Source organism: Rhodopseudomonas palustris, from assembly GCF_003031265.1.
In the GTDB taxonomy this organism is placed as follows: domain Bacteria; phylum Pseudomonadota; class Alphaproteobacteria; order Rhizobiales; family Xanthobacteraceae; genus Rhodopseudomonas; species Rhodopseudomonas palustris_H.
In genome coordinates this window covers 2,131,516-2,154,650 of the sequence record NZ_CP019966.1, presented here as the reverse complement: position 1 = coordinate 2,154,650, position 23,135 = coordinate 2,131,516, and the positions used below count along the sequence as shown (strand labels likewise).

21 protein-coding genes are annotated in these 23,135 nt (G+C 65.8%); 11 read left to right on the top strand and 10 right to left on the bottom strand.

The annotated features are described in order from the left end of the window. Positions 1 to 16: 16 nt before the first annotated feature. From RPPS3_RS09930 to RPPS3_RS09915, 4 genes are read right to left on the bottom strand one after another with little or no spacing between them, the layout of a single operon-like run. Positions 17 to 298, bottom strand: coding sequence for a hypothetical protein (locus RPPS3_RS09930; protein ID WP_107343924.1), 282 nt, complete (start codon positions 296 to 298; stop codon positions 17 to 19). A gap of 1 nt (position 299) precedes the next feature. Beyond that, on the bottom strand, positions 300 to 3,350 hold the full coding sequence (locus RPPS3_RS09925) for an efflux RND transporter permease subunit (RefSeq protein WP_107343923.1): 3,051 nt from the start codon (positions 3,348 to 3,350) through the stop codon (positions 300 to 302). Beyond that, positions 3,347 to 4,420: an efflux RND transporter periplasmic adaptor subunit gene (locus tag RPPS3_RS09920; RefSeq protein WP_107343922.1), complete on the bottom strand. Its 1,074-nt coding sequence runs from the start codon at positions 4,418 to 4,420 to the stop codon at positions 3,347 to 3,349. The genes RPPS3_RS09925 and RPPS3_RS09920 overlap by 4 nt, the downstream gene beginning before the upstream one ends. Next, complete coding sequence (locus RPPS3_RS09915; RefSeq protein WP_107343921.1) at positions 4,417 to 5,505, bottom strand: efflux RND transporter periplasmic adaptor subunit; 1,089 nt, start codon at positions 5,503 to 5,505, stop codon at positions 4,417 to 4,419. The genes RPPS3_RS09920 and RPPS3_RS09915 overlap by 4 nt, the downstream gene beginning before the upstream one ends. A gap of 79 nt (positions 5,506 to 5,584) precedes the next feature. On the opposite strand from RPPS3_RS09915, the gene RPPS3_RS09910 reads away from it, so the two are divergent. The 4 genes from RPPS3_RS09910 (at position 5,585) to RPPS3_RS09895 (ending at position 10,192) form a co-directional block, all read left to right on the top strand. Beyond that, positions 5,585 to 6,208 (top strand): TetR/AcrR family transcriptional regulator, encoded by a 624-nt coding sequence (locus tag RPPS3_RS09910; RefSeq protein ID WP_107343920.1) that lies wholly within the window; start codon positions 5,585 to 5,587, stop codon positions 6,206 to 6,208. Positions 6,209 to 6,318: 110 nt separating this feature from the next. Continuing rightward, positions 6,319 to 7,335, top strand: a complete 1,017-nt coding sequence (locus tag RPPS3_RS09905; RefSeq protein ID WP_107343919.1) for an LLM class flavin-dependent oxidoreductase — start codon at positions 6,319 to 6,321, stop codon at positions 7,333 to 7,335. A gap of 125 nt (positions 7,336 to 7,460) precedes the next feature. Beyond that, positions 7,461 to 8,984: an ATP-binding protein gene (locus RPPS3_RS09900; protein ID WP_107343918.1), complete on the top strand. Its 1,524-nt coding sequence runs from the start codon at positions 7,461 to 7,463 to the stop codon at positions 8,982 to 8,984. Positions 8,985 to 9,082: 98 nt separating this feature from the next. Continuing rightward, entirely contained in the window at positions 9,083 to 10,192 is a 1,110-nt protein-coding gene (locus tag RPPS3_RS09895; RefSeq protein ID WP_107343917.1) for an S-(hydroxymethyl)glutathione dehydrogenase/class III alcohol dehydrogenase, read from the top strand. 280 nt (positions 10,193 to 10,472) lie between these two features. Here RPPS3_RS09895 and RPPS3_RS09890 read toward each other — a convergent pair whose 3' ends face one another. After that, positions 10,473 to 11,153 carry a TetR/AcrR family transcriptional regulator gene (locus RPPS3_RS09890; RefSeq protein ID WP_107343916.1) on the bottom strand — a complete coding sequence of 227 codons (681 nt, stop codon included), beginning with the start codon at positions 11,151 to 11,153 and terminating at the stop codon, positions 10,473 to 10,475. A 162-nt stretch (positions 11,154 to 11,315) separates the two neighbouring features. On the opposite strand from RPPS3_RS09890, the gene RPPS3_RS09885 reads away from it, so the two are divergent. Genes RPPS3_RS09885 through RPPS3_RS09875 form a run of 3 tightly spaced genes read left to right on the top strand, consistent with a single transcriptional unit; the run spans position 11,316 to position 14,424 of the window. Further along, on the top strand, positions 11,316 to 13,328 hold the full coding sequence (locus RPPS3_RS09885) for an FUSC family protein (RefSeq protein ID WP_107343915.1): 2,013 nt from the start codon (positions 11,316 to 11,318) through the stop codon (positions 13,326 to 13,328). Then, positions 13,328 to 13,537, top strand: a complete 210-nt coding sequence (locus RPPS3_RS09880; RefSeq protein WP_011157507.1) for a DUF1656 domain-containing protein — start codon at positions 13,328 to 13,330, stop codon at positions 13,535 to 13,537. Before RPPS3_RS09885 ends, RPPS3_RS09880 begins: the two co-directional genes overlap by 1 nt. 11 nt (positions 13,538 to 13,548) lie before the next feature. Next, positions 13,549 to 14,424 (top strand): efflux RND transporter periplasmic adaptor subunit, encoded by an 876-nt coding sequence (locus RPPS3_RS09875; RefSeq protein ID WP_199852205.1) that lies wholly within the window; start codon positions 13,549 to 13,551, stop codon positions 14,422 to 14,424. 252 nt (positions 14,425 to 14,676) lie between these two features. Here RPPS3_RS09875 and pqqE read toward each other — a convergent pair whose 3' ends face one another. From pqqE to pqqA, 5 genes are all read right to left on the bottom strand, one after another. Further along, the gene (gene pqqE / locus RPPS3_RS09870) at positions 14,677 to 15,855 is read right to left on the bottom strand and encodes a pyrroloquinoline quinone biosynthesis protein PqqE (RefSeq protein WP_107343913.1); all 1,179 of its coding nucleotides are present in this window, start codon (positions 15,853 to 15,855) and stop codon (positions 14,677 to 14,679) included. After that, positions 15,852 to 16,160 carry a pyrroloquinoline quinone biosynthesis peptide chaperone PqqD gene (gene pqqD, locus RPPS3_RS09865; protein WP_107343912.1) on the bottom strand — a complete coding sequence of 103 codons (309 nt, stop codon included), beginning with the start codon at positions 16,158 to 16,160 and terminating at the stop codon, positions 15,852 to 15,854. The genes pqqE and pqqD overlap by 4 nt, the downstream gene beginning before the upstream one ends. Before the next feature lie 4 nt (positions 16,161 to 16,164). Further along, a complete protein-coding gene (gene pqqC / locus RPPS3_RS09860) occupies positions 16,165 to 16,929 on the bottom strand; it encodes a pyrroloquinoline-quinone synthase PqqC (RefSeq protein ID WP_199852204.1) in 765 nt (254 codons plus the stop codon). Beyond that, positions 16,926 to 17,852, bottom strand: a complete 927-nt coding sequence (pqqB, locus tag RPPS3_RS09855; RefSeq protein WP_107343911.1) for a pyrroloquinoline quinone biosynthesis protein PqqB — start codon at positions 17,850 to 17,852, stop codon at positions 16,926 to 16,928. The genes pqqC and pqqB overlap by 4 nt, the downstream gene beginning before the upstream one ends. Positions 17,853 to 17,964: 112 nt before the next feature. Continuing rightward, positions 17,965 to 18,045 carry a pyrroloquinoline quinone precursor peptide PqqA gene (gene pqqA / locus RPPS3_RS09850; RefSeq protein WP_013503240.1) on the bottom strand — a complete coding sequence of 27 codons (81 nt, stop codon included), beginning with the start codon at positions 18,043 to 18,045 and terminating at the stop codon, positions 17,965 to 17,967. A 329-nt stretch (positions 18,046 to 18,374) separates the two neighbouring features. Between pqqA and RPPS3_RS09845 the strand changes: the two genes are divergently transcribed. From RPPS3_RS09845 to RPPS3_RS09830, 4 genes are all read left to right on the top strand, one after another. Further along, complete coding sequence (locus RPPS3_RS09845; protein WP_107343910.1) at positions 18,375 to 19,106, top strand: GntR family transcriptional regulator; 732 nt, start codon at positions 18,375 to 18,377, stop codon at positions 19,104 to 19,106. Positions 19,107 to 19,253: 147 nt separating this feature from the next. Then, positions 19,254 to 20,531 (top strand): formyl-CoA transferase, encoded by a 1,278-nt coding sequence (gene frc / locus RPPS3_RS09840; protein ID WP_107343909.1) that lies wholly within the window; start codon positions 19,254 to 19,256, stop codon positions 20,529 to 20,531. A gap of 168 nt (positions 20,532 to 20,699) precedes the next feature. Further along, on the top strand, positions 20,700 to 21,992 hold the full coding sequence (oxlT, locus tag RPPS3_RS09835) for an oxalate/formate MFS antiporter (RefSeq protein WP_107343908.1): 1,293 nt from the start codon (positions 20,700 to 20,702) through the stop codon (positions 21,990 to 21,992). Between the two features lie 100 nt (positions 21,993 to 22,092). Beyond that, positions 22,093 to 23,073 (top strand): 2-dehydropantoate 2-reductase, encoded by a 981-nt coding sequence (locus RPPS3_RS09830; protein WP_107343907.1) that lies wholly within the window; start codon positions 22,093 to 22,095, stop codon positions 23,071 to 23,073. Positions 23,074 to 23,135: the final 62 nt, after the last annotated feature.

Genomic DNA, 23,135 nt, shown 5'->3' with positions numbered 1-23,135 from the left:
AACGAGGGACGCGCGACTACGGGGTCGCCGGCGGATCGTCGCGCCAGCGGCTCCAGGGCTCGGACGTGTCGAAGCGCGGCGCCTGCCCCGGAACGCGCTCGAGATAGTCCTGATGGATCGCCTGGATGGTCTTGCGGTCGTCGAACTTCACCCGCCAACTGCTCGGCGAGCCCTGGCCGACGATGACGCCCTCACGGGTGCCGTAGCGCGGATGCCGCTCACGACCGAGCGGACTCATCCGAACGCGGTCGCCGCGGCACAACGGAAGATCGGGCGGTGTTTCACTCGAACTAGCCATCCTAAGCCTCTTGTGTCGGCGCCTTGATGCGGAACCACGCAATGTACAGCGCAGGCAGGAACAACAGGGTGAGCACCGTGCCGACGATGATGCCGCCCATCATCGCGTAGGCCATCGGTCCCCAGAACACTTCTCGCGCGATCGGGATCAGCGCCAAGCTCGCCGCCGCCGCGGTGAGCATGATCGGCCGCATCCGGTGCTCGGTCGCTTCCGTCACCGCATCCCAAGGTGGACGTCCTTCACTGCGCAACTGTTCGATTTGCACGATCAGGATCACCGAGTTTCGGATCAGAATGCCGATCAGCGCCAGCACGCCGAGGATCGCGACGAAGCCGAGCGGCGCACGGCTCGGCAGCAGCGCCGCAACCACGCCGATCAGCGCCAGCGGCGCCACCGCGAACACCAGGAACAGCCGCTGGAAGCTCTGCAGCTGGATCATCAGCACGGTAGCCATCACGAACAGCATGATCGGCACCACCGCGACGATCGGCGCTTGCGACTTGCCGCTCTCTTCCACCGCGCCGCCGACGGTCACCGAATAGCCGACCGGCAGCTTGGCGGTGAACTCGCCGACCGAGTGCTTCAGCTGCTCGACCACCGTCGCCGGCTGCACCTCGTCGATCACACTGGCCTTGACCGTGACGGTCGGCAGCCGCGCGCGGCGCCAGATCGTCGGCTGCTCCAGCTCGTAGCGGAAGGTCGCGACCGCGGCGAGCGGCACCGTCTGACCGCTGCCGCCGGACAGTTGCAGGTTGCGCAGCGTCTCGATCGAGCCGCGCTCGGCGTCATTGGCGCGGCCGAGTACGTTGACCAGATAGATGTCGTCACGCACCTGGGTGATGGTCGCACCGTCGAGGATGCCGTTGAGTGTCGAGGCGATATCTTCCGACGTGACGCCGAGCTGACGCGCCTTGTCTTGCAGCACGTCGACCTTGATCACCCGCGCCGGCTCCATCCAGTCGAACACCACCTCGCCGAGATGCGGATTGGCGGCGACGATCCCGGCGAGCTGCTGCGCGAAGCCGCGCACCTTGGCGATGTCCGGCCCGCTGACGCGATACTGCACCGGCCGCCCCACCGGCGGACCGATGTCGAGCAGTTTGACCAGCGCGTCGGTGCCCGGGAAGGTCTTGCGCAAGTAAGCCTGCAGCTCCTCCCGCAGCCGGTCGCGGTCGGCGAGGCTCTTGGTCACGATCACCATCTGGCCGAAGGTAGCGTTCGACGGTTCGACGTCGAACGACAGCACGAAGCGCGGAGCGCCCTGCCCCACATAGGTCGACCAGTGATCGATGCCCGGCCGTCCGGTCAGCGCCTCGCGCTCGAACTTGGCCATCTGCGCATTGGTCTCGGCGATCGAGCTGTTCTGCGGCAGGTTCCAGTCGACGATCAGTTCCTTGCGGTCCGAATTCGGGAAGAACTGCTGCTGCACGAAACCCATGCCGACGATCGACAGCGCGAAGGCGGCCAGCGTCAGTCCGATCGTCAGCCAGCGGTGCCGCATGCAGAAGCCGAGCATCCGGCTGAACATCGTCGCGAACCGGCCCTTGGTCTCGTGGTGGTTCTTCATCTTGTCGGGCAGGATGGTGACGCCGAGCAGCGGCGTGAACAGCACCGCGACGATCCACGACGTCAGCAGCGACACCGCGATCACCACGAACAGCGTGAAAGTGAATTCGCCTGCCGCGCTGTTGTTGAGGCCGATCGGAATGAAGCCCGCCACCGTCACCAGCGTGCCGGTGAGCATCGGGAACGCGGTCGAGGTGTAAACATGGGTCGCGGCCTTGGCGAGCGAGTCGCCGACCTCGAGCCGCGCCACCATCATCTCGACTGCGATCATGGCGTCGTCGACCAGAAGGCCGAGCGCGATGATCAGCGCGCCGAGCGAAATCCGCTGCAGCGAGATCCCCGAATAGGACATCACCATGAAGGTGATCGCCAGCACCAGCGGGATCGAGATCGCGACCACGAGGCCGGCGCGCATGCCGAGGCTGATGAAGCTGATCACCAGCACGATCGCCACCGCTTCGAACAGCGCCCGTGTGAAGCCCGACACCGCCTCGTCGACGATCTGCGGCTGATCCGACACCAGATGCACTTCGGCGCCGACCGGCAGATCGGCGGAAATCCGCTTCATCTCCTCTTTCAGCGCTTCGCCGAACTGCAGCAGATTGGCGCCGGCCTTCATACCGATCGTCAGTGCAATTGCCGGCTCGCCATTGAAGCGGAACAGCGAGGTCGGCGGATCGACATAGCCGCGCCGGATGGTGGCGACATCGGTCAGCGGGAAAAAGCGGTCGTTGACCCGGAGATTGATCGCCTTGAGGCTCTCTTCGGAAGTGAACTGACCGCTGACGCGGACGCTGATCCGCTCCGGCCCGGCCTGCAGCACGCCCGACGGCGTGATCGCGTTCTGCGCCTGCAGCGAGCTGACGATGGTGCGCTGGTCGAGGCCGAGCGCCGCGACTTTGCGCGGCGAGAATTCGAGGAAGATCACTTCGTCCTGGGCGCCGACGATGTCGACACGGCCGACATTCGGCACCTGCAGCACCTTGGCGCGGACTTCTTCGACCTTGTCGCGAAGCTGGCGCTGGGTCAGGCCGTCGCTGGTGAACGCATAGATATTGCCGAACACGTCGCCGAAGCGATCGTTGAAGGCGGGGCCGACCACGCCCTGCGGGAAGTCGCCCTTGATGTCGTTGATCATGTTGCGCACGCGCACCCAGGTGGGCTGCACGTCGCGTGCCTTGGTGGTGTCGCGCAGATTGACGAACACCGTAGTCTCACCGGGCGTGGTGATGCTCTTGGTGTAGTCGAGCGACTCCAGCTCCTCGAGCTTCTTCTCGATCCGGTCGGTGACCTGCCGGGTGGTCTCCTCGGCCGAGGCGCCGGGCCACTTCGCCTGGATCACCATGGTCTTGATGGTGAACGCAGGGTCTTCCTCGCGGCCGAGGTCGAGATACGAAAACAGACCGGCCGCCATGAAGGCGATCATGAAGTACCAGACGAGCGAACGGTGCTGCAGCGCCCAGTCGGAGAGATTGAACGACTTCACGGCGTGACTTCCCGTTCGAACCGGACCATTTGGCCTTCCTGCAGATGATGGACGCCGGCGGTGACAATCCGCATGCCGGCCTCGAGCCCATCGGTGACCTGAGCCGTGCCGTTGTCGCTCGGCGCGACCTGCACGCTGCGCTTACTGACCGATCCCTTGGCGGTGTCGATCACCCACACGCTGGCCTGATCGCCCTGGCGCAGGATCGCGGTCGCCGGCAGACGGAAGCCGCGGCTCGGCTTACCCGGGATCAGCGTGGTGATCGTGGTGCCGAGCCGGAATGTCTCGGGCGGATTTTCCAGCGTGATACGAACCCGCCGGGCGCGCGTGACCTGATCGGCCTGCGGCGCGATCTCGCGCACCTTGCCGTCGACGCGGACGCGCGGATCGAGCTGCAGCGCCACGGTCAGCGGCGTGCCGATCTTCAGCACGCCGACCAGATCGTCGGCGACGTCGATCACCGCCTCACGAATGTCGGGACGCGCGACGGTCGCAACCATCTGGCCGGGATTGACCACCTGACCAACCTGCGCGCCGACCGCAGTGACGACGCCGGCATATTGCGCCTCGATCTTGGTGTAGCTCAGTTGCTCGCGCGCCTTGGTCAGTGCCGACTGGGCGCGGACTACCGCGGCCTGCGCGGCGGCGTCGCCCTGCTCGGCGCTGTCGAGCGTCGCCTTGGTGGTGGCGCCGGTCTCGATCAGCGCGCGTTGCCGGTTGGCGGTGCCGCTGGCATTGACGAGCTGCGCCTGCGCGGTCGCCAGATCGGCCTGCGCCGAACGCACTGCGAGTTCAGCCGCGAACGGATCGACCGCGGCCAGCGTCTGCCCCTTCTCCACGACGTCGCCGATATTGACCGGACGGGCGATCAGCCGGCCCAGCATGCGAAAGCCGTAGTCGGTCTTGAACTGCGGCTCGACCGTGCCGACCACGGCGAGATTGGTCGCCTGCAGCGGCGCAATCACCGTCGACATCACCGGCCGCACCGGGGACTTGGTTTCCGATTTGTCGTTGCAGCCGGTCAGCAGCAGCGCAGCCGCGATCACCGCAACGAAACGTGGTGCGCTCATGCGGCGCCTCCCGCATCGGCAACCACCTGCCCGGGACGCAGCATCTTTCCGCCGTCGACCACGACGCGATCGCCGATCGACAGGCCGCGACTGACCACGATCGCGTCGGTCTCGTAGCGTTCGATCGCGACGCTCTTGAGGGACACCGTATGGGTCTTCGGATCGACCACCCACACCGCGGCGCCGCTCTGATCGGCGGTGAGCGCGCTCCACGGCAGCACGATCTTGTCCAGCGTCTGGCTGAAGCCCTCGCCGACCACGACGCTGCCGAGCGTCATCTCGGGCGGCGGATTCTCGATCGACAGTTTGACACGGACCGAACCGGTCTTCGGATCGACCGTCGGCGAGATTTCGCGCGGCTTGGCCACGGCGGTAATCGCCGGGTTCGACACCAGCGACAGCTTGATGGAATCGCTGCCGACCGGGATCAGGAAGATCGCCTCGTAGACGTCGAACACTGCGTCCCGGGCGCCGTCTTCGGCGAGCGTGTAGGCCGACTGCGCCGACTGCGCGACCTGACCAACTTCGACGTTGCGTGCGGTGATGATACCGGCGGCGCTGGCGCGCAGCTCGGTGTAGCCGAGGGCATCCTTGGCGATGCCGAGTTGCGCCTTGGCGGTGTCGACCGATCCTTCGGCGGCGCGCAGCCCCTCTTGCGCCTGATCATAGGCAACACGGGTGGTGAAGCCGGACCCCATCAGCGTCTTCTGGCGTTCGTAGGTCGCGGTGGCGAGGCGGAGCTGGGCTTCGGCAGCGGTCAGCGCCGCCTGGGCGCCGACCAGATCGGCGCGCTGTTCGGTCGGATCGAGCCGCGCCAGCAAATCGCCGGCATTGACGTGGGCGCCGACGTCGACCAGGCGCTCGACCACCCGGCCACTGACCCGGAACGACAATTCGGTGGAAACCCGGGCCTGAACGTCGCCGGTCACCCGAATGACCGTGCTGCGGGGCTGGGTGTGGACCACCTCGGTCTTCACCAGCGTCACCGGGCGTTCCCGCCGGGCCTCCTCGCCGCACCCCGCCAGAGAGGCGGCAACCACCAGCAGCACCACGGGTCTGAGCCAAAGCATCAGGAATTCGCCCATTCGATCAAGCGCATTGCAGTGCAATATTATTGACTGACTCGAAAGTCAATAGTAAAACTACGTGATCGGAGTTCGCCCCATGCCGCCTGCCGTCACCAAACGCGCCCGCCGCAAAGCCGAGCGCCCATCGGAAATCCTCGATGCCGCGTTCGAGGAATTCGTCGTGCACGGCTATGCGGCCACCCGCCTCGAGGACGTCGCGGCGCGCGCAGGCGTGACCAAGGGCACGATCTATTTTTACTTCGACACCAAGGAGCGGGTGTTCGAGGAGATGGTCCGGCATAAATCGCAGTCGTTTCTGCCGGGCTTGAAGGACCACGCGCTCACCCTCTCCGGCTCGGCCACCGAACGGCTGCGCGGCTTGATCGCCTTCACCTATGGCCACATTGCGGAGAACCGCGAGTCCCGCGAAATTCTGCGCTTCTTGATCGCCGAGGGCTGCCGCTTTCCCGATCTGGTCGACCGTCACTACGACGAATTCGTCGCACCGATCATGGATCAATTCAGGCAGGTGATCGACGACGGCGTCGCCGCGGGCGAATTCCGCGATGCGCCGGCCGCTGCCTTCACCGAGATCGTGATGAGTCCCGCAGTGCTGCTCAGCCTGTGGTCGCTCTTGTTCGGCACCCGCAAGGAAGTCGATTTCGTCGCCTTCACTGAAGCGAGTGTCGATCTGCTGCTGCGCGGCTTGGCGAACGATTGAGGCATCACGCGCGGCGCGCGTGCTGATCGATCACCGCCATGCGCCAGCGAAGGCTTTTCTGAAACGGCAGGCGCACTATCTACAGCCTTCACATCGTCAGGGCTGTCTCAATGAAGAAGATCGGTTTTCTCTCGTTCGGCCATTGGTCGCCGCAATCACGCACGCGTTCGGCCGCCGATGCGCTGCTCGAAACCATCGATCTGGCGCAGGCCGCCGAACAGCTCGGCGCCGATGGCGCCTACGTCCGCGTGCATCATTTCGCCCGGCAACTCGCCTCGCCCTTCCCGTTGCTCGCCGCCATCGGCGCCAAAACCAAGCGCATCGAGATCGGCACCGCCGTGATCGACATGCGCTACGAGAATCCGCTTTACATGGCCGAGGACGCCGGCGCCGCCGACCTGATCGCCGGCGGCCGGCTGCAGCTCGGCATCAGCCGCGGTTCGCCCGAGCAGGTGATCGATGGCTGGCGCTATTTCGGTTATCAGCCCGCCGAGGGCGAGAGCGATGCCGACATGGGCCGCCGCCACGCCGAAGTGCTGCTCGACCTCTTGCGCGGCCAGGGCTTTGCACAGCCCAATCCGCGGCCGATGTTTCCCAATCCGCCCGGTCTATTGCGGCTCGAGCCGTATTCGGAAGGTCTGCGCGACCGCGTCTGGTGGGGCGCCGGCTCCAACGCCACCGCGGTGTGGGCCGCCAAGCTCGGCATGAATCTGCAGAGCTCGACGCTGAAGAACGACGAGACCGGCGAGCCGTTTCACGTTCAGCAGGCGGCGCAGATCCGCGCCTATCGCGAAGCCTGGAAAGAGGCCGGTCACACCCGCACGCCGCGCGTCTCGGTCAGCCGCAGCATCTTCCCGCTGGTCGACGATCGCGACCGCGCCTATTTCGGCCGCGAAGGCCAGCAGCAGGATCAGATCGGCTATCTCGACGAGCAGACCCGCGCGATCTTCGGCCGCTCTTATACGGCCGAGCCGGACGCGCTGATCGAGCAGCTCAAAGCGGATGAGGCGATCACCGAAGCCGACACGCTGTTGCTGACGATCCCCAATCAGCTCGGCGTCGATTACAACGCCCATGTGATCGAGGCCGTACTCACCCACGTCGCACCGGCGCTCGGCTGGCGCTGATTCGCGGCTTGTCACGCAACGCTGATGTGCGTGCATAACACCGGGCGGAACCGCCGCAGGTGCTCGACGCGGCGCGCCCAGGTTGTTAAGCCCCCTGCTCGCGAAAGGAGACCTCGGGCCGAGCCATGACCGTTGCGATCGAAATGGGGCAAACCAATTCAGGCGCAACCGCGGCTCTCGATCTCGAGGAACTGCTGGCGACGCGACTGTTGGTGCAGGGCAATTCCGGCTCGGGCAAGTCGCATCTGCTGCGCCGCCTGCTGGAGCAGAGCGCGCCCTGGGTGCAGCAGGCGATCATCGATCCCGAAGGAGACTTCGTCACGCTGGCGGAGCGATTCGGCCATCTCGTGATCGACGCCGAAGACCACACCGAGCGCGGCCTGCAGGTCGCCGGTGAACGCGCACGGATTCATCGCGTCTCGGCGGTGCTCAATCTTGAAGGGCTCGATGCCGAGAACCAGATGCGCCGCGCCGCGGCGTTTCTCGACGGCATGTTCAACACCGCGCGCGACCATTGGTACCCGATGTTGGTGGTGGTCGACGAAGCACAGCTGTTCGCGCCCGCCGTCGCCGGCGAAGTCTCCGACGAGGCGCGCAAGCTATCGCTCGGCGCGATGACCAACCTGATGTGCCGCGGCCGCAAGCGTGGCCTGGCCGGCGTGATCGCCACCCAGCGCCTCGCCAAGCTCGCCAAGAACGTCGCGGCGGAAGCCTCGAACTTCCTGATGGGCCGCACCTTCCTCGATATCGACATGGCGCGTGCCGCCGATCTGCTCGGCATGGAGCGGCGGCAGGCCGAAGCGTTTCGCGATCTCGAACGCGGCCAGTTCATGGCGCTCGGCCCGGCGCTGTCGCGCCGGCCGCTCGGCTTGCGGATCGGGCCGACCGAAACCCATCCGCGCAACTCGACGCCGCGCCTGATGCCGCTGCCGGAAGCGGGCCTCGAAGACGCGCGCGCCGTGATCCTCGCCGCGCCGCCGCCGGAGACCACCGCAACACGGCCGCAGCGCCGCGCCCCCGCGCCGGATCTGCTCAGCCAGTTGATGGCGGCGAAGTCAGTCGCGATCGACACGACGCCTGAGCCCGAAGCGCCGCCGCTCAGCGACGAACAGATCGCCGAGCGCCGCGAACGGCTCGACCGTATCCTGCGCGCGATCCTGGCCGAGCCGGACGCCGGCTTCCGCGCCATCGGCGTGCTGTATCAGGAATTCGTGGTGCGCTGCCGGATCGAAGGCCTGGCCACCGCGATCCCGGACATGACCGAGTTTCGGCGGATGCTGACCCACGCACGCGCCGGCCTCACCACCGAGATGGCGGCCGATGATGCGTGGCAGGACGTGACGCTGCGCGCCTCCACCCTGCCCGACGATATGCAGGGCGTGTTCATGATCATCGCCCGCGCCGCCAAGGAAGGCTGGCCCTGCCCGAGCGACGCCGCGATTGCGCGGGCCTATGGCACCCACTCGCTGCGCCGCGCCCGGCGCCTGCTGACCTACATCGAAGAACAGGGCCTGATCGTCTGCCAGTTCGACGGCGCCGGACGCCGCACCGTGACGCTGGTCGAACTCGCCTGGGCCACCGCGCCCGGCGATCCCAACGCGCCCGACGATCTGCCGCTCGAAGACGATTGCCGCGCCGCCTCGGCGTGAGCCCCGTCGCCTCACCAGGCTAGAAAACGGTTCAAGTCCGCGCGCCGATTTGCGATACGAGAGGCAATCGCAGTTTCGCTGATGCCAGGAGGATCGCCATGAAGACACGGGCCGCCGTCGCGTTCGAGGCCAAGAAGCCGCTCGAAATCGTCGAGCTGGATCTCGAAGGGCCGAAGGCCGGCGAGGTGCTGGTCGAGATCAAGGCCACCGGCATCTGCCACACCGACGCCTACACGCTCGACGGCTTCGATAGCGAAGGCATCTTTCCCTCGATCCTCGGCCATGAAGGCGCGGGCATCGTCCGCGAGGTCGGCGCCGGCGTCACCTCGGTGAAGCCGGGCGATCACGTCATTCCGCTGTACACGCCGGAATGCCGACAGTGCAAAAGCTGCCTGAGCCAGAAGACCAATCTCTGCACCGCGATCCGCGCCACGCAGGGCAAGGGCTTGATGCCGGACGGCACCTCGCGCTTTTCCTACAAAGGCCAGACCATCTATCACTACATGGGCTGCTCGACCTTCTCGAACTTCACCGTGCTGCCGGAGATCGCAGTCGCGAAGATCCGTGAGGACGCACCGTTCGACAAGAGCTGCTACATCGGCTGCGGCGTCACCACCGGCGTCGGCGCGGTGGTCAACACCGCCAAGGTCACGCCCGGCTCCAACGTCGTGGTGTTCGGCCTCGGCGGCATCGGCCTCAACGTGATTCAGGGCGCCAAGATGGTCGGTGCCGACAAGATCGTCGGCGTCGACATCAACGACGACAAGGAAGAATGGGGCCGCCGCTTCGGCATGACGCATTTCGTCAACCCGAAGAAGGTCGACGGCGACATCGTCCAGCATCTCGTCGGGCTCACCGACGGTGGCGCCGACTACACGTTCGACTGCACCGGCAACACCAATGTGATGCGCCAGGCGCTCGAAGCCTGCCATCGCGGCTGGGGCGTGTCGGTGGTGATCGGCGTCGCTGAAGCCGGCAAGGAAATCTCGACCCGACCGTTCCAGCTCGTCACCGGCCGTGTCTGGAAAGGCAGCGCGTTCGGCGGCGCCCGCGGCCGCACAGACGTGCCGAAGATCGTCGACTGGTACATGAACGGCAAGATCGAGATCGACCCAATGATCACCCACGTGCTGAAGCTCGAAGAGATCAACAAGGGTTTTGATCTGATGCACCAGGGCAAGTCGATCCGTTCGGTGGTGGTGTTTTAGAGCCGTTCGTCACCCGATCGAAGCGGATTTGGCCCTTGCCAAGGGCAAAGGTCCTCATCCTGAGGAGCCCGGCAAAGCCGGGCGTCTCGAAGGATGAGGAGCCACATCGCCTGCGGCGCATGGTTCGAGACGGCGCTTCGCGCCTCCTCACCATGAGGTTGTGCCTGTTGTGAGCACTCCGAACCGCGGTCCCGGTTCTATCAAAAGCAGAACTACTCGAGCCCGAACTCACGACGTCTGGTTTTCGTTGGACGGAAGCGGCCAAAGGGGTATTCATCCCTCACCGCCCTGCCTCGCCGGAAAACATCAATTCCAGCTGCGCCTCGAACAGGCCGGCGATGTCGACCGGGTGGTCGCGGTCGATCAGCTGGTTGTTGAGAATGCCCATCCACACCGGCGCGATCAGCAGATGCGGGTGGCGGATCAACCGGTCGTCGGGCAGTTCGCCGCGCCGGCGCGCCACCGGCGCCAATCGTTTGATCTGGTCGAGCACCGGATCGAACATCTCGCGGCGATAGATCTCGACCAGCGCCGGAAACCGCACGCCCTCGACGATCACCAGCCGGGCCATCGCCGCCCGCCCCTTGCGCTCGATCTCGCCGAGCGCGATCAGCAGCGTCCGGCGCAGGAACGCCTGCACACTCTCGTCGCGCCCGCGCCTCTCCTCCAGGATATCGCCGAGCGCGCCGACCAGCTCCTGCTGCACCACGCCGGCGAACAGCGCTTCCTTGGTGGCGAAGTAACGATACGGCGTGCCCTTGGCGACGCCGGCCCGCTGCGCCACGCCCGCGATGGTGGCGTCTGCAAAGCCCTTGTCGAGAAACTCTGCGAGTGCCGCCCGCACGATGCTCGCTTTGGTTTGCGCGGTCTTGTCCGGGCTCGGCCCGCGCGCGACCCGTTTGGAACGAACCGCCGCATCGCTGGTCAGCGTTTTTGCAGGCGTTTGTTTGGGCTTAGGCATGGTCGCGTCCTGAAGGATGAAGCACGGCACAATTCTGGCGGGTCGTCATCTTGACATAAAATGACCCCATGGTCATTTATGTAAAGGTCGCGCCAGATACCAGCCCTTTTCACCCGAGAAGGCGCCGCGCGCCCCTCCTTTCGGAATCTAGGATTTCCGCCGATGTCGCTGCCCGACGAGCAGCAATGGCTGTTTGCGTTCAAGACGTTCGCCGCTGCGATGCTGGCGATGGCGATCGGGCTGTGGCTCGATCTGCCGCGGCCGTATTGGGCAGTGGCGACGGTCTACATCACCTCGCATCCGCTCTCCGGCACGACGCGGTCGAAGGCAGTGTTTCGCGTCCTCGGCACCCTGATCGGCGCCTGCGTCGCCGTGGCGATCGTACCCAATCTCGCTGGTGCGCCGCCGCTGCTGGTGCTCGCGATCGCGCTATGGTCGGCGCTGTGCATCTACGTGTCGGTGCTCGACCGCTCGCCGCGCAGCTACGTGGCGATGCTGGCGGGCTACACCACCGCGCTGATCGGATTTCCGACTGTCGACACGCCAAACCAGATCTTCGACATCGCGCTGGCGCGAACCGAGGAGATCGTGCTCGGCATCACCTGCGCGGCCGTGGTCTCCAGCGTGGTGTTTCCGCGCTCGGTCGGACCGCTCGCGGCGCAGCGGGTCAAGGCATGGTTCAAGCACGCCCATGCCAGCGTTCGCGACGCCGTCAGCCTGAACAAGAGCCCGCCGGCCGAAACCCATCGTCTGCAGGTCGCCGCCGACTCCGCCGACATCGAAAACCTCGTCACCTTCCTCAGCTACGACACCAATCTCGACCAGAGCGCGACGCGTTGGATCAAGCAGTTGCAGCCGCGGATGCTGCTGCTGTTGCCGGTGATGTCGTCGGTCGCCGATCGCCTCGACGAACTGCAACCGCTGGGCGGCCCTTCGGCCCCGGTCGCAGCACTCGTCGAACGAACCCGCGTCTGGATGGAAGGCGACGAGCCCGGCGACGCCGCGGTCCGTGATGCCTTGCTGGCTGACGTTCAGGCCGAGATCGATCAGCACCCGCATCGCAGCGGGTGGCGCGACCTCCTCGAACTCGGACTGCTGATGCGGCTTCGAGATCTGCTCAACATCCAATCCGACTGTATCGCGCTGGCCGCGGCGACCACCGGCAACGCCACGACGCTCGATGCGCCCTTGCACTATCCGATCGAACAGCATGTCGCGGTGGTGAAGCATCAGGACCACGGCATGGCGCTGCTCGCCGCCTTCGTGACGCTGTTCACCGTGATCACCTGCTGCACCTTCTGGATCGTGTCCGCCTGGCCGGCCGGCGGCACCGCCGCGATGATGGCGACGGTCGGCACCAGCCTGTTCGCCGCGCGCGACGATCCGTATCCGTCGATCGTCGGTCTGACCAAATGGACCATCGTGGCCGCTTTTGCTGCGGCGGCCTATCTGCTGCTGATCCTGCCGGCGGTGCACAATTTCGAAAGTCTGGCGCTGGTGCTGGCACCCGCGTTCATTCTGTACGGCGTGCTGATGGGCGCACCTGCGACCTATCCGATCGGCCTCGGCCTCGCCGTCAACACCGGCAGTCTGATCGCGCTGCAGGAGATGTACACCTTCGACACCGCAAGCTTCCTGAACTCGACCGTCGCCGTGGTCACCGGCACCGGCCTCGCCGCGCTGGTCACCGCCGTGCTGCGGCCTGTCGGCGCGGAATGGAGCGCGCGGCGCCTGATCAACGCCAACCGCGCCACGTTGGCCCAGGCCGCCGATATCAGCAGCGAGAACCAGCGCGCCAGCGTCGCGGGCCTGATGATCGACCGAATGATGCTGCTGGCGCCCCGCGCCGCCGCTGCCGGCCACACCATGCCGGAAGCGCTGCGCGAGCTGCGCGCCGGCTTCAACATTCTCGACCTGCATCGGGCGCGACTTGAGCTGTCGCGCGGCGCCCGTCGCCGGCTCGAACTGCTGCTGATCCGGCTGGAGCGGCACTACGCGTCGGCTTCGATAGCGCCGCCGGCCGGACTGCTCAGAACACTCGACCGCGCCCTCGCCGCGGTTCGCGACGAGCCGAGCGGCACGGCGCGGCGCGCGGTGCTCGGCCTGGTCGGCCTGCGCCGCTGCCTGTTTCCGACCGCGAAGCCGCCGCGCCTCGCCCTTCAGGAGGCCGCCTGATGACTGCTGAACTCAACATCCTCGGCGTGTTCGTGCCGACCATCCTGATCTGCGCCGCCGCGGCGTTCATTCTGACCAGCCTGGTGTCGCGCCTGCTGGTGTGGCTCAACTTCTATCACCTCGTCTGGCATCACACCTTGTTCAATCTCACCATCTTCGTCGTCATCGTGTTCGTCGCTCTCGGTCTGGTTTCGGGGTGGCCGCAATGAAAGGGCCAGCCATGGGAAAAACTCCGCTTCTGCTCGTCCGCCTCAGCGTCACCACGCTCGGCGTCTTGGTCGCCGCACTGATCGGCTGGCGGCTGTGGGTTCACTACGAGATCGAGCCGTGGACGCGCGACGGCCGCGTCCGGGCCGACGTCGTCGCAGTGGCACCGGACGTCTCCGGTCTCATCTCGGAGGTGCTGGTGGTCGACAACCAGGTGGTGAAGAAAGGCGACATCCTGTTCCGGATCGATCGTGAGCGTTTCACCTTGGCGCTGCGCCAGGCCGAAGCCGCGGTCGAAGGCCGCGTCGCCGCGCTCGACGCCGCCAATAAGGATCTGGCGCGCTATCGCAATCTCAGCAGCGACGCCGTCACCGAACAAAAGCGCGAGCAGATCACCGCGACCCAGGCCGAGGCCGAAGCGGCGTTGCACCAGGCGATCGCAGACCGCGACCTCGCCAAGCTCAATCTCGACCGCTCCGAGGTCCGCGCCCAGGTCGGCGGGCTGATCACCAATTTCGATCTGCGCCCCGGCGCCTATGTCAACGCCGGCAGCGGCGTCGCGGCGCTGATCGATCAGGCGACCCTGCATGTCGATGGTTACTTCGAGGAGACCAAGCTGCCGTCGATCAAGGTCGGCGACCGTGCCGAAGTCCGGCTGATGGGCGAGCGCAATCCGCTCTACGGCCACGTCCAGAGCATCGCCGGCGGCATCGAGGACCGCGACCGCAGCGCCGGCGCCAAGCTGCTGCCGAACGTCAACCCGACCTTCAACTGGGTGCGGCTGGCACAGCGCATCCCGGTGCGCATCGCGCTCGACCAAGTGCCGCCCGACGTCCGCCTCGTGGTCGGCCGCACCGCCACGGTGGTGATCGAGCGACGCGGCGGCTGACCGCGCTGCACGCCCTGTCTTCCGTCATTCCGGATTGCGCGCTCTTGCGCGCAAGTCCGGAATCCATAGTCCCTGGACTCGCGGTGACGCACTGAGGCGGCGAAGCTCTGCCAAGAAACAGAAGCCGGTGGTTATGGACTCCGGGCTCGCGCTCCGCGCGCCCCGGAATGACGACGGATGGATTGTATTTGTGGTGGAGATTCCGAGTTCACTCCCTGCGTGAGCGCCCGGGAATGACGTGGCGAGATTATGCTACGAGCCCTCGACCGTCCCACCCGCAAAATTGCGATACAGGAAGCGGTCGCTGCCAGACGCGGCCTCCGCTTCTGCGGTCTTGAAGATGCGGTCGTGCAGCGGCGACAGCGCGCAGGCTGGGTCGGTCGCAGCGGCATCGCCGGCCAGCGCGAAGGCCTGACAGCGGCAACCGCCGAAGTCGATCTCCTTGAAGGCGCAGCTGGCACAGGGCTGCTGCATCCATCCGGTTCCGCGATAGCGATTGAATGCCTCGGCGTTCCGCCAGATCTCGGCGATCGACGCGCCGCCCCTCACCGACGGAAAGTCGAGCCCGGTGATGGTTTCGGCGGCATGGCACGGCAGCACCTTGCCGCTCGGTGAGATGTTGAAGAACTGCCGGCCCCAGCCGCCCATGCACTTTTTCGGCCGTGCCGCGTAGTAGTCCGGGATCACATAGTCGATCGCCAGAACGCCTTTCAGCCGTTCGCGTGCCGCCTCGACCGTCGCGGTGCAATCCTTGATCTGCTGCAACGTTGGCATCAGCGCGGCGCGGTTCTTCAGCGCCCAGCCGTAATACTGCACATTGGCGACTTCGAGCCGGTCGGCGTCGAGCTGCACCGCCATCTCGATGATGTCGGGCAGCAGGTGCAGGTTCTGCCGGTGCATCACCGCATTGACGGTGAGCGGCAGATCGAGCTCACGGGTCCAGCGCGCGACCTCGAGCTTCTTGGCGTGCCCGCCGGCAAAGCCGCCGACGCGGTCGGCGATCTCTGCCTCGCTGCCCTGAAAACTGATCTGCACATGCGCCAGACCAGCATCGGCCAGCGCCGTCAGCCGCTCGCGGCTCAGCAGCACCGCGGAGGTGATCAGATTGGTGTAGAGCCCGACCTCGGTGGCGTGGCGCACAAGGTCGACCAGATCCTTGCGCGCGGTCGGCTCGCCACCGGAGAAATGCACCTGCAGCACGCCGATGCTCGCAAGCTCACGCAGCACCCGCTTCCACTCGTCGGTCGACAGCTCCGCGCCGCCCCGCTCCAGCTCCAGCGGATTGGAGCAATACGGGCATTGCAGCGGGCAGCGATGCGTCAGCTCCAGCAGCACGGCGAGCGGAATGCCGTACGTCTCCGCGACGCTGCCAGGCTTCTCCAGCACGGCGACGCCATCGGAACCCGCAACGCTGGTGGCAGTCTCGGTCACGGCGCGGTCTCCCGCGCCTCGGTGAGAAAGCCCTTGTCGGCGAGGTCCTGCAACATCGCCACCACGTCGCGGCCGATCTCGCCACGGTCGGCCGTGTACTTCGCCGCCAGCGCATCGATGATTGCCGCCACATCGCGCGCGCCGTCGCAGAGCTGCAGGATTTCGACCGCGATCTCGTCCGGCGCCAGCACCCGCTCCGGCGCCAGGATCACCCAGCGCTGCCGGGTGTCGTCGAACTTCAGACGGGCGTGCCGTGGCAACACCGGACGGCTCCCCTCGCTGACGCTGATCCGGCGCGGCGCCATCGGCTCAGACTCCTTCCGGCACGAAGGCGCCGGGCGGGATGTGGCCATCGACATAGGCGTGGTGCAGAGCGTCGAGCTGCGCCCAAAGCACGTTGGTCTTGAAGATCAGCGCGTTGCACACGGCTTCGCGCTCGGCCGGCGTGGTGGCGTGCTGCTTGACGTAAGCAAGCGCAAAGTTGGCATCGCGCGGCGCCTGCTCCAGCCGGCGCTTGAAGTAGCTCATGATCTGTGGGTTGACGAAGTCGTAATGCGCCAGCATCCCGGCGATCCGCTCCTCGTGCAGATTGGGCGCGAACAATTCCGTCAGCGACGAAGCGATCGCTTCCAGCGGTGTGCGGTCGCGGACGAAATGCACATAGGCGTCCACCGCAAACCGTGTCGCCGGCAGAATGCCTTGGGTGGATTCGACATAAGCGCTGTCGAGGCCGAGACCTTCGGTCAGCTTCAGCCAGCGCTCGATGCCGCCTTCGCTACCAAGATCGCCGTCGTGATCCTCGATCCGGTGTCGCCACTCGACGCGGGTGGCGCGGTCGCGAAATCGCGAGATCACCACCGCGTCTTTGATCGGGATCGAGCTCTGATAATAATAGCGGTTCAGCGCCCAGGCCTGCACCTGGCCTTTGTTGAGCTTGCCACCATGCAGCAGGCGATGAAACGGATGCAGATTGTGATAGCGCGCAGCACCGATCTGCCGCAGCGCCGCTTCAAGCTCGTCGGCATTGGCGAGCGGCGCGGCGCTGTTCAACGAAAACGCGGTCATCGCATTCACAGCATCACCTCCGTGCCGTCCGCCGGGATCTGCCAGCCGGCCGCTTCGATCTGCCCGTGCTCGGCCGAGTGAGCCAGCAGCGCCGGGTTTGAGTTGTTGACGTGAACGAACAGCTTTTGCCCGATGCCGAGATCCGCCAGCGCAGCGATCGCGCCATCATCGCCCGCCATCGCGATGTGCCCCATCGCCTGGCCGGTCTTGGTGCCGAGGCCGGCGGCGATCAGTTCGTCGTCGCGCCACACCGTGCCGTCGAACAGCAAGAGCGGCGCGCCAGCGAGCCGTGCCTTGAGATCGTCGGTGACGCGCGCGCACGCGGTCAGGACGTGAACCGTCTGGCCGCTCGACGTCTCGGTGATGGTCAGGCCGAGCGTATCGCCCTCGCCGTCCGCACCACCGGGATGGGTCTGCCCTTCGAGATACCAAGCGCCCTTCCCCGGCACCGTAAAGGCGCTCACCTCGAGGCCGGACGGCGCGCCGTCCGGCAGCCGAAGTGAAAAGGGCTGATCGACCGCGATCGGCTGCCGTGCCACCAGCTTTTCATTCAGCACGTTGAAGATGCTGTTGGCCTTCAGGATCGCCAGTACCTTGGCGTGTGCATAGATCGTGAACGGCGAGCCCTCGCGCATCGACAGCAAGCCGGTCACGGCATCGACCTCGCCATTGGTCAGGATCACACCGGCGATCGGGCTGTGGCGGAGCGCGCCGGGCCACGGATGCAGTTGCGGCGTGGCGATGATCTGCTGGCGTAAATCCGGGGCGGCGTTGATCAGGAACCAGTGCGCGCCATCGGCACTGATGGCCACCGACGCCTGAGTGCGGCGACGTTCTGGATCGGCGAAGGCCGCGCGGCAGACCGGACAACCGCAATTCCACTGCGGCACCCCGCCGCCGGCTGCGGCGCCGAGAACGATCACCCGCAGCATCGACCGCCTTCCACTGAAGTCTTCAACGACGACACACGAACGCTCACCGTCGCGACCGACAGAAACTGCCGGCCGCGGCGTGCGCCGTCGTCACAACGAAGCTGCGATTCGATTACTTGCGCGCCGCGCAGGCGTACATGTTGATTTCCATGCCGACCGCGATCTCGACGATTTCCGGTTTCTTCCAGGCCATGAGGTCCTCCCGATTTGCTGGTCTGATGCCGCAATGGAGTGAGGATAGGTCTGCTTCCTAACCCACGCAAGCAAACAGCGTTGCGCGGTGCAGCGATCACTCCACGGTGAGCGACAGCCGACCAACACGAACGACCCGCGCCTCTGATCGTAATCGAGCCCCCGCTTCCCGCCGGGAAAGCCGACCACCGCACCTCCAAATGTTGGCATGCCAGAACGTCCCGCGAACACTCCGCGAACGCACAAACTCCTTTGAGAACGCCTTGACCGCTTGGCATCTGGTATGCCAGAGCTGGGTCGACGGCGGCCTACCCCCGCCTAAGGACCTCCATGATCGCGCGTGCCCGCCCCACTCCGAACGAGACGCCCGCCGAGCCCGAACTCGGCATCATGCGGCTCGCGCCGGAGACCAGCTTCAAGACCAAGGCCTACGAGGCGCTGAAGCAGGCGATCCTGAAGATGGACATCTACACCACGCCCGAGCCGGTGATGCTCGATGAACGCGCGCTGTCGGACAAGCTCGGCGTCAGCCGCACGCCGATCCGTGAAGCGATCGCGATGCTCGAGCAGGAAGGCCTGGTGAAGGCGGTGCCGCGCCGGGGCATCATCGTGGTGCGCCGGACCAAAGCCGAGATCGTCGACATGATCCGCGCCTGGGCGGCGCTGGAGAGCATGGCGGCGCGGCTGATCACCATCGTGGCGCGCAAGCGCGACATTGCAGCGCTGCGCGACGTGTTCAAGGAGTTCGGTCCGGGCCGGCTGCCGCAGGATCACATCGACGAATATTCGCGCGCCAACATCGTGTTCCACCAGACGCTGATCTCGCTGAGCGAGTCGCCGGTGCTGGTCGACATGACCAACGACATCCTGATCCACGTCCGCGGCTATCGCCAGCTCACCATCGGCCGCAAGGAGCGCATCGCCGCCTCCCTGCCCGAGCATCTGGCGATGATCGAGGCGCTCGAAACCCGCGACACCGAACTCGCCGAAAAGCTGGCGCGCGATCACACGCTGCGGCTGGCCGCTTATGTCGAGACTCACGGCCAGGAGCTGTTCGCCTGACGCACGCCTATCCACGTCATTGCGAGCCGAAGGCGAAGCAATCCAGGACGCAAGCACGGGCCGCTGGATTGCTTCGTCGCTTCGCTCCTCGCAATGACGAACTGAGAGCTGACCTCGACAAGAAATTGAACACCACGGAGTAACCAGATGACCAAGGCGCTCGACGGCGTTCGCGTTCTCGACTTCACCCATGTCCAATCCGGCCCGACCTGCACGCAGCTGTTGGCGTGGTTCGGCGCCGACGTCATCAAGGTGGAGCGTCCCGGCAGCGGCGACATCACCCGCGGTCAGCTGCAGGACATCCCGAAGGTGGACAGCCTGTATTTCACCATGCTGAACCACAACAAGCGGTCGATCACGCTCGACACCAAGAACCCGAAGGGCAAGGAGGTGCTGACCGCGCTGATCCGCACCTGCGACGTGCTGGTGGAGAACTTCGGCCCCGGCGTGCTCGACCGGATGGGCTTCACCTGGGAGAAGATCCAGGAGATCAATCCGCGGATGATCGTCGCCTCGATCAAGGGCTTCGGTCCTGGTCCGTATGAAGACTGCAAGGTGTACGAGAACGTCGCGCAGTGCACCGGTGGTGCTGCCTCCACCACCGGCTTCCGCGAAGGGCTGCCGCTGGTCACCGGCGCGCAGATCGGCGACAGCGGCACCGGCCTGCATCTCGCGCTCGGTATCGTCACCGCGCTGTATCAGCGCCACCACACCGGCCGCGGCCAGCGCGTCACCGCGGCGATGCAGGACGGCGTGCTGAATCTCTGCCGCGTCAAGCTGCGCGACCAGCAGCGCCTCGCCCACGGCCCGCTCAAGGAATACAGCCAGTTCGGCGAAGGCATCCCGTTCGGCGACGCGGTGCCGCGCGCCGGCAACGATTCCGGCGGCGGCCAGCCCGGCCGCATCCTGAAGTGCAAAGGCTGGGAGCAGGATCCGAACGCCTATATCTACGTCATCACCCAGGCCCCAGTGTGGGAGAAGATCTGCGACGTGATCGGCGAGACCGGCTGGAAGACCCATCCGGACTACGCCACGCCGCCGGCGCGCCTGTCACGGCTCAACGAGATCTTCGGGCGGATCGAGCAGTGGACCATGACCAAGACCAAGTTCGAGGCCATGGAAATCCTCAACGCCGATGACATCCCCTGCGGCCCGATCCTGTCGATGAAGGAACTCGCCGAGGATCAGTCGCTGCGCGCCACCGGCACCATCGTCGAAGTCGATCACCCGGCCCGCGGCAAGTACCTGTCGGTCGGCAACCCGATCAAGCTGTCGGACTCCCCCACCGAGGTGAAGCGCTCGCCGCTGCTTGGTGAACATACAGACGAAATCCTACGCGACGTCCTCGGCTACAGCGACGCGCACGTCGCCGAGATCCACGATTCCGGCGCGACCGCCCCGCCGCGCAAGCAAGCGGCGGAATAATTGCTGCATCGCATCCGCCGCGCCCGAATACCACGGGCGCGGTCGAACTAACTCGTCCCCACGTCATAACAAGTCAGGTTGTTATTTCCCTCCTTGCGCCTGGTGATTAGCACGATCACAATGGCGACGGTACGGCTCCCGACAGAGGCGCCGGCTCACGGAGGAAACATGACGGACACGGTGCACGGGGTGGCCGCCGCGCAGACGCGGCGCGTGAGTGAGAGCTATCGCTGGACGCAACTCGCCATCGGCGTCGGCGCGATGGTGATGATCGCCAACTATCAATACGGCTGGACGTTCTTCGTCCCCGACATTCAGAAAACCTTCGGCTGGGACCGCGCCTCGATCCAATGGGCATTCACCCTCTTCGTATTGTTCGAGACCTGGCTGGTGCCGATCGAGGGCTGGTTCGTGGACAAATACGGCCCGCGTCTGGTGGTGCTGATCGGCGGCATCCTGTGTGCGATCGGCTGGGCGATCAACGCGCAGGCGACGACACTGTCGGGCTACTATCTTGGCATGATTGTCGCCGGCATCGGTGCCGGTGCGGTGTACGGCACCTGCGTCGGCAACGCGCTGAAATGGTTTCCGGACAAGCGGGGACTAGCGGCCGGATTGACGGCGGCCGGCTTCGGGGCCGGCTCGGCGCTCACCGTGGCGCCGATCCAGGCGATGATCCGCGACTCCGGCTTTCAGACCACCTTCATGTATTTCGGTCTCGGCCAGGGCATCGTGATCGTGTTCCTGTCGCTGCTGCTGCTGGCGCCGAAGCCGGGACAGGTGCCCTTGCCCACCCGCAACGCCAACGTGTTCCAGACGCGGCGCGACTACCGGCCGACCGAGGTGCTGCGCCAGCCGGTGTTCTGGCTGATGTACTTCATGTTCGTGATCGTCGGCGCCGGCGGGCTGATGGTCACCGCCAACCTGAAGCCGATCGCTGCCGACTGGAAGATCGCCGACACACCCGTCACGCTGATGGCGATGACGATGACGGCGGTGACCTTCGCGGCGACCTTCGATCGCATCCTCAACGGCCTAACGCGGCCGTTCTTCGGCTGGATCTCCGACAAGATCGGCCGCGAGAACACGATGTTCATCGCGTTCGGGCTCGAAGGCATCGGCATCTACGCGCTGTATGCGCTGGGTCAGGATCCGGTGTGGTTCGTGCTGCTGTCGGGTCTGGTGTTTTTCGCCTGGGGCGAGATCTACTCGCTGTTCCCTTCGACCTGCACCGACACGTTCGGGGCGAAGTTCGCCGCCACCAATGCGGGGCTACTCTACACCGCCAAGGGCACAGCGGCGCTGCTGGTGCCGCTCGCCAACTCGCTGCAGCAATCGAGCGGCAGTTGGGACCTGGTGTTCCTGCTCGCGGCAGCCGCCAACATCCTGGCGTCACTGCTCGCGTTGCTGGTGCTCAAACCTTGGCGGCGCAGCGTCGTCGCCAAGAGCGAAATGGTCTGACCGGCGCGGCGGCAACGCGCGCGCCGCAGACCGATCTGGTGTCACCGCGGCGTGGCCGAACGGCCACGCCTGTCTTGTCGTCTGTCTGATGGGAAATCGCATGAAAGTCTGTATCTATGGCGCCGGCGCGATCGGCGGTTATCTCGGCGTCCAGCTCGCTCACTCCGGCGCCGCCGACGTCAGCCTGGTGGCGCGCGGCGCGCATCTGCAGGCGATGAAGGAGAACGGGCTCAAGCTGCTGATCGGGGACGAAGAGCGGGTGATCAAGCCCAACGCCACCGACAAGCCGGCCGAGCTCGGCGTCCAGGACTTCATCATCATCTGCCTGAAGGCGCATTCGATCACCGGTGCGATCGAGTCGATGAAGCCGCTGCTCGGCTCGCACACCCGCATTGTCACCGCGGTGAACGGCGTGCCGTATTGGTACTTCTACAAGCACGGCGGCAATGAGTTCGAAGGCCGCACGCTGGAGAGCATCGATCCGGGCGGCCGGCAGTGGAAGGAGCTCGGCCCCGAGCGCGGCATCGGCTGCATCGTCTATCCGGCGACCGAGATCGAAGCGCCCGGCGTGATCCGCCACGTCTATGGCGACAAATTCCCGATCGGCGAGCCGTCGGGCGAAACCACCCCCGACGTCGAGAACCTGTCGAAGGTGTTCGAAGCCGCCGGGCTGAAGGCGCCGATCCTCGACCGCATCCGCGACGAGATCTGGCTGAAGCTGTGGGGTAACGTCTGCTTCAATCCGATCAGCGCGCTGACGCATGCGACGCTGGACGTGATCGCGTCCGATCCGGCGACGCGGGCACTGTCCAAGGCGATGATGCTGGAAGCGCAGCAGATCGCCGAGACCTTCGGCGTCAAGTTCCGCGTCGACGTTGAACGCCGCATCGAAGGCGCCCGCAAGGTCGGCGCACATAAGACCTCGATGCTGCAGGATCTCGAACGCGGCCGTCCGATGGAAATCGATCCGCTCGTCACCGTGGTGCAGGAAATGGGCCGGATGACCAACATCCCCACCCCCGCGATCGACTCCGTCCTCGGCCTCGTGATCCAGCGCGCCAAGGTGGCGGGGCTGTACTAATCGAGCGCACTGCCCTCCTCGTCATTCCGGGGCGCTCGCGCAAGCGAGCGAACCCGGAATCC

Excerpts from the sequence above, each read along its gene's own strand:
- pqqB (WP_107343911.1), bottom strand. The coding sequence starts at position 17,852 with ATGCTGCGGGTGATCGTTCTCGGCGCCGCAGCCGGCGGCGGGGTGCCG.
- RPPS3_RS09915 (WP_107343921.1), bottom strand. The coding sequence starts at position 5,505 with ATGGGCGAATTCCTGATGCTTTGGCTCAGACCCGTGGTGCTGCTGGTG.
- RPPS3_RS09905 (WP_107343919.1), top strand. The coding sequence starts at position 6,319 with ATGAAGAAGATCGGTTTTCTCTCGTTCGGCCATTGGTCGCCGCAATCA.
- frc (WP_107343909.1), top strand. The coding sequence starts at position 19,254 with ATGACCAAGGCGCTCGACGGCGTTCGCGTTCTCGACTTCACCCATGTC.
- RPPS3_RS09920 (WP_107343922.1), bottom strand. The coding sequence starts at position 4,420 with ATGAGCGCACCACGTTTCGTTGCGGTGATCGCGGCTGCGCTGCTGCTG.
- RPPS3_RS09830 (WP_107343907.1), top strand. The coding sequence starts at position 22,093 with ATGAAAGTCTGTATCTATGGCGCCGGCGCGATCGGCGGTTATCTCGGC.
- RPPS3_RS09895 (WP_107343917.1), top strand. The coding sequence starts at position 9,083 with ATGAAGACACGGGCCGCCGTCGCGTTCGAGGCCAAGAAGCCGCTCGAA.
- oxlT (WP_107343908.1), top strand. The coding sequence starts at position 20,700 with ATGACGGACACGGTGCACGGGGTGGCCGCCGCGCAGACGCGGCGCGTG.
- RPPS3_RS09875 (WP_199852205.1), top strand. The coding sequence starts at position 13,549 with ATGGGAAAAACTCCGCTTCTGCTCGTCCGCCTCAGCGTCACCACGCTC.
- RPPS3_RS09930 (WP_107343924.1), bottom strand. The coding sequence starts at position 298 with ATGGCTAGTTCGAGTGAAACACCGCCCGATCTTCCGTTGTGCCGCGGC.
- RPPS3_RS09845 (WP_107343910.1), top strand. The coding sequence starts at position 18,375 with ATGATCGCGCGTGCCCGCCCCACTCCGAACGAGACGCCCGCCGAGCCC.
- RPPS3_RS09880 (WP_011157507.1), top strand. The coding sequence starts at position 13,328 with ATGACTGCTGAACTCAACATCCTCGGCGTGTTCGTGCCGACCATCCTG.
- RPPS3_RS09885 (WP_107343915.1), top strand. The coding sequence starts at position 11,316 with ATGTCGCTGCCCGACGAGCAGCAATGGCTGTTTGCGTTCAAGACGTTC.
- RPPS3_RS09910 (WP_107343920.1), top strand. The coding sequence starts at position 5,585 with ATGCCGCCTGCCGTCACCAAACGCGCCCGCCGCAAAGCCGAGCGCCCA.
- pqqD (WP_107343912.1), bottom strand. The coding sequence starts at position 16,160 with ATGGCGCCGCGCCGGATCAGCGTCAGCGAGGGGAGCCGTCCGGTGTTG.
- RPPS3_RS09890 (WP_107343916.1), bottom strand. The coding sequence starts at position 11,153 with ATGCCTAAGCCCAAACAAACGCCTGCAAAAACGCTGACCAGCGATGCG.
- pqqA (WP_013503240.1), bottom strand. The coding sequence starts at position 18,045 with ATGGCCTGGAAGAAACCGGAAATCGTCGAGATCGCGGTCGGCATGGAA.
- RPPS3_RS09900 (WP_107343918.1), top strand. The coding sequence starts at position 7,461 with ATGACCGTTGCGATCGAAATGGGGCAAACCAATTCAGGCGCAACCGCG.